Origin of the sequence: Okeania sp. SIO3B5 (assembly GCF_010692555.1) — a bacterium.
Classification (GTDB): Bacteria; Cyanobacteriota; Cyanobacteriia; order Cyanobacteriales; family Microcoleaceae; genus Okeania.
Genome location: NZ_JAAHHG010000642.1, coordinates 1 through 5,043, shown reverse-complemented (window position 1 = coordinate 5,043; position 5,043 = coordinate 1). Strand labels below are relative to the sequence as shown.

At 33.1% G+C, this 5,043-nt stretch carries 4 protein-coding genes and 1 pseudogene; 3 read left to right on the top strand and 2 right to left on the bottom strand.

All coding sequences use genetic code 11. The features are described from left to right. The first annotated feature begins 425 nt into the window (after window positions 1-425). Both F6K54_RS40020 and F6K54_RS40015 read left to right on the top strand, forming a co-directional pair. The gene (locus F6K54_RS40020; RefSeq protein WP_293089904.1) at window positions 426-1,148 is read left to right on the top strand and encodes an MAE_28990/MAE_18760 family HEPN-like nuclease; all 723 of its coding nucleotides are present in this window, start codon (window positions 426-428) and stop codon (window positions 1,146-1,148) included. 436 nt (window positions 1,149-1,584) lie between these two features. Then, a pseudogene (locus F6K54_RS40015) lies at window positions 1,585-1,872 on the top strand (PIN domain-containing protein); the annotation flags it as partial. 354 nt (window positions 1,873-2,226) lie between these two features. Here the strand turns inward: F6K54_RS40015 and F6K54_RS40010 are convergent. Both F6K54_RS40010 and F6K54_RS40005 read right to left on the bottom strand, forming a co-directional pair. After that, window positions 2,227-2,622, bottom strand: coding sequence for a hypothetical protein (locus tag F6K54_RS40010; RefSeq protein WP_293089902.1), 396 nt, complete (start codon window positions 2,620-2,622; stop codon window positions 2,227-2,229). 324 nt (window positions 2,623-2,946) lie between these two features. Further along, entirely contained in the window at window positions 2,947-3,078 is a 132-nt protein-coding gene (locus F6K54_RS40005; protein ID WP_293089901.1) for a hypothetical protein, read from the bottom strand. A gap of 278 nt (window positions 3,079-3,356) precedes the next feature. On the opposite strand from F6K54_RS40005, the gene F6K54_RS40000 reads away from it, so the two are divergent. Further along, window positions 3,357-5,043 (top strand): GAF domain-containing protein (locus tag F6K54_RS40000; RefSeq protein ID WP_293089900.1); only part of this gene is annotated, 1,687 nt, incomplete at its 3' end.

Below are 5,043 nucleotides of genomic sequence, written 5' to 3'. Positions count from 1 at the left end.
AATGGTTAAGCCAGGAGGAGTCAGGAGTCAGGAGTCAGGAGTCAGGAGGAGAGAGAATTACAAAGATGAGCGTAGTTATGACGATTGGAGAATTTTTTTATGTTCAATAAAACGGATTTGATATCAGCCATCAGCTATTGCTTTTAGCTTTAGATAAAAGCTTTACTAATTGATATCATGTCCGGTAGCATCGGAGCGTGTATAAAATTAAGGTGACACTCTTGAGAAAATCTTCTGCCTCCTGCCTCCTGCCTCCTGCCTTCCTTCCACCAAAGTCTAATTATTCAACCGGACATGATATGAGTCATAATTTATACTTACGCTCTCTAGCTGGCTCAAACAGTCTATATTCATTAAAACCCTCTCATAAGAGCTGAAAGCTGATAGCTAATAGCTGAATGCTTACACCATGAGTGTGCCGAAATATGAGGTCTGAAGGAGAACTTAATCAATTAATTTCCTATAGAAATGAAGCAGCTCACGGACTTGTCGTTCAGATTCTAGGAACTCAAGAATTACTAGATTTAGGTTATTTTATTAAAGCTTTATGTCAAGCTTTAGCAGAATTAGTAACTTATCAGATAATTCAAAAGCAAACTTCTACAGGTAAAGCTCAAGAAATTGGAGAAATTAGAGAATGGTTTAAGGAACCACAGGCAGCAGTAGCAATAATTAATAATAGTAACTTGTCTATAGGAACAATAGAGACCATTCTGTTTGCCCTGAATAATTTATATGAGAAAAATTTTTGTAGTTATCGTATATTTGAAATAGAACAAGTAGGAGAAAAATCAATGAATAGGGAACAAATATTACTCAATAAATGGCGTACTTTACCATTAGAAAAACAGCCAGAGGTATTAGATTTAGTCGAACAACTTTATCGACAAAACCAGGATATTAAACAGGCACATATTTATCAACCTAAAAGGGTGCATCTCATATTTGCAAAAATACTTTTCTCCTATATCTTCCCTGTTCCCTGTTCCCAGCTCCGGTGTTCCCTAAAAGCGATAATTTTTTGGCTTTATTCACGCATTGAGATGCACCCACCTAAAACAGATATGGGTAAAAAATTATGGGAAATTCGTTGTCAAGCACTGACCGAGCAATCTAAGTTACTAACTTGGGATAAAATAGATGAATAAATATCAGAAATTAGGGGTAAAAAGCAGTGAATCTCACCAAAACTTATATAGATTCTGGCGTGCTTATTGCAGCATTTATATCATGTTCGGATAATCACTTATAAAAAAACTTTATCCCTTTTAACCCTTTCTTCCCTTCTGCCTCCAGCATAGCAGCATAGCTGCCTTCCTTCCTCCAAAGTGTAAGTATTCAACCGGACATGATATTAGAGGCATAACACCCGTCGCAATAAAAGCAATAGAAATTCTTGATGACCAAAAAATCAGGTCTCAAGCCTCCCCAATAAAGGGGATGAAAAAAACAGGTTCAATATTTCAATCCCAATGCTTTCCTGCGGAATGCTGCGCAAACAGGCAGAGAGAGGCACTGATAACTGATAAATGATAACTGATAACTGATAACTGAAATGACCCCCAACGAGAATATGCCACCAGCTCGTTTGTAAAATTAGAAGTATTACCCAAAGCTATTTATAATAAAAAACTAGCTGAAGTTAATTTTTATGAGACTTTTTTTGCAGGTTGTAATATCTGGGCAAACGAACTAAAAAAGATTGTAGAATCTGCACAAAAATTAGCTGCTGATTTTGGTATAAATGCAATAGATGCTCTTCATGTTGCTGCTGCTATTTCTGCAAATGCTGATGAATTAATAACAACAGAAAAACCAAGTAAACCAATGTATCGAGTTACTCAAATTAAGGTAGTTTCAATTTATCAATAGTTGCGATGAATTAGGAGATAGCCATTAAGTTAAAATATATTTGTTTAATCAACTGTGTTTTTTACAAAAAAAGGATTGAAAATTTATATAATAGTTAAAAATAAAGGAGTGAAAATATCAGGAACGGGAAAATATCAGGAACGGGCAAGATGCCCATTCCACTTCCACTTCCACTTCCACAAAACTATTAAAATCATCCCGCATTTATGCAACACCAGTTTTTATGAAAGCGAAGCTCAAATCCCCTAATTCCCCTCCCCTCCTGGGAGGGGTTAGGGGTGGGTTGGGAGGGGGAGGGGCGAGGGGTGGGTTAACTTCTGACTTCTGACTTCTGACTTCGTTAAAAGTCCTGTTCTATTTAGTTTCAGGACTAATTTCTTGATTTTGAAGTGTTAAACTTTTAGTCAGTCTAACTAGAAATTGTTGTAAAAATTGAATAAATTTTCTCATGCTAGAACCATGAAGGACTGCCCAAGTATTGGTAATTAAACAGCAGCTAGCAAACCACAAAAGAATGAATGTTTGGATTCTCACTACTCCGACAATAAACCAGCTTCCAACATGAAGAATAATCATTAAAGCGTAAAAACTAGCTACTAATGCTATTAAATTTATTTCCTGTTTGGGGCGACGGAGAACTGTAAAAATTATTGGTTGTAAACTTGCTAGTACATTCATGGGTACTAGAACACCACAAATTGCTACACAGTAGATGTGTGAAAATTCGATTATGCTATCTAGATTTAACATTTTTGTAGTTTATTTCTCTTTTATTTTCCTAATTTTCCTAGATAAACTCAATCTTACTCAAAGTTTGACTTTTCTAGAATGAAAGTTTAATCAATGTAAGCATTTCCTGCGGAATGCTGCACAAACAGCTATTAGCTGTCAACTTTTCCTGCGGAATGCTGCGCAAACAGCTCTCATAAGGGGGTTTTAATCAATATAGACTTTAAAGCCAGCTTTTATAGTAAATATAAATTCTGATTCAATTAGCAAAGCTTTGATTTCAAACTAAAAGTAATAGCTGACGGCTGATAGCTGACGGCTGAATGCTTACTAATCAATAATTGTTTATTTCTTACTTTTTTCCTGTTTTTTAATTGAATCAGTCCAAAAATTAGTGAACATCATTAGCATTGCTCCAAGAAAAACAGTAATTGCCATTCCCGCAGGAATTATAGTTTGCCAATCAGTCGTTTCCATATACCTCCTAGTTTATTTACTAACAGAGTTTTAGTAATTATACCTAAGATGTTATTTGCTTTTATCTAATTTCATTAAGTTTTGCAAATAAATATTAAGTATCAAGAAAATTAATTAAATTTTAAAGTTATTATAGAAAAATCTATCAATTATCAAAAAGACCTTGGATAAGTGTACTTAATTTAGCATTAAGTATAAAGGTCTAAATTAGCAGAAAAAATATTTAATATCAGAGGTGTTATTATTAGTATTATCACAATAATTAAGATTTTATTAAAATGAACCTTAAGCAAGTTATTCAAAACAAAACAGTAGATTTAACAAATAAATATCAAGAAAAAATACATTTCTCAGGTCGCATTCAACCTCACGGGGTATTATTTGTCTTAAAAGAACCAGAATTGACAATTTTACAGGTAAGTAATAATACTTTTGAGTTATTTGACATACCAGCGAAAACATTGCTGAATCAAAATCTGAGTTATTTTCTTGACCGAGACCAAATAAATAAGATCAGAAAAAGCTTAGAAAATAATCCGGAACTTAAAACTATCAACCCTGTTAAATTATCAGTTAAAACAAAACATAAATCTTTAGTCCTTGATGGTATAATTCATCGTTCTGAAAAATTTTTAATCCTGGAGCTAGAGCCAGCTATATCCGAAGAGAGTATTTCATTTTTAAACTTTTATCATTCTGTTAAAGAAGCAGCATCAAAAATGCAAGATGCTTCTAATTTAAACAATTTATGTCAAATAATTGTTGAAGAAATTAGAACAATTACAGGCTTTGATAGAGTCATGGTATATAAATTTGATGCTCAAGAAAATGGAGCTGTTATTGCTGAAGATAAAATTGAAACTTTAGAGCCACTGTTAGGATTAAATTATCCAAGTCTCGATATTCCACCCCAAGCTAGAGAACTTTTTAAGATCAATTTGTTGAGAATGGTAGTAGATGTTAATTATCAATCAGTAGAAATTATACCTGTCAATAATCAGATTAGTAACCAACCAATTGATTTAACTTTATCTATTTTAAGAAGTGTTTCTCCCTGCCATGCAAAGTATCTAAAAAATATGGGCGTTACTGCCACAATGTTTATATCTTTACTTAAAAATAAAAAGGTATGGGGTTTGATTGCTTGCCATCATCATTCACCCAAATATGTGCCTTACGAACTACGGGCAGCGTGTGAATTTTTAGGACAAATAATGTCTTTAGAACTTGCTTATAAAGAAAATAATGAAGATTATGATTATCAATTAAAGTTAAAGTCTATCAAGAGTCAAATTATTGAAGAGATTTCAACATCAGAAAATTTTATTGATGCCTTAGTTGAATGTCAAAATAAACTACTAAATTTAGTCAGTGCTGAAGGAGCTATCATCGTTTCTGGTGACAATTTTCAGTCAGTGGGAAAAACTCCACCATTAATAACTGTTGAAAAATTAATTAGCTGGGTAGAAAAAAATTTTAATCAACATTTTAATCAAGAAGTGTTTTATACAGATTCATTGCCCAAAGTTTATCAAGAATTCGAGAAATATAAAGATATAGCTAGTGGGTTATTGGCACTCTCAATATCTTCAGCTCAGAGAATTTATATTTTGTGGTTCCGACCAGAAGTTATTAAAACAGTTAATTGGGCAGGAGATCCAACGCCTATTACAGAAGTAGAACCTAATGGTAATATAAAATTGTCCCCTAGAAAATCATTTGAGTTGTGGAAAGGAATTGTTAAACTCACATCTCAACCTTGGAAACAATGTGAAGTTGATGTTGCTTTAGAGCTGAGAAATGCGATTATTAAAATTGTGCTTAAACAAGCAGATGAACTAGCAAAATTAAATTCTGCATTGCAAAAGTCAGAAGCAGGAGAGAGAGAAAAAGCTACTCAATTAGAACAAACTTTAAAAAAATTAAAATTGACTCAAACGCAATTAATCCAAAGTGAAAAAATGA

Bases quoted from the DNA above. Each gene is read 5' to 3' on its own strand.
- F6K54_RS40020 (WP_293089904.1), top strand. From the start codon at position 426: ATGAGGTCTGAAGGAGAACTTAATCAATTAATTTCCTATAGAAATGAA.
- F6K54_RS40005 (WP_293089901.1), bottom strand. From the start codon at position 3,078: ATGGAAACGACTGATTGGCAAACTATAATTCCTGCGGGAATGGCAATT.
- F6K54_RS40010 (WP_293089902.1), bottom strand. From the start codon at position 2,622: ATGTTAAATCTAGATAGCATAATCGAATTTTCACACATCTACTGTGTA.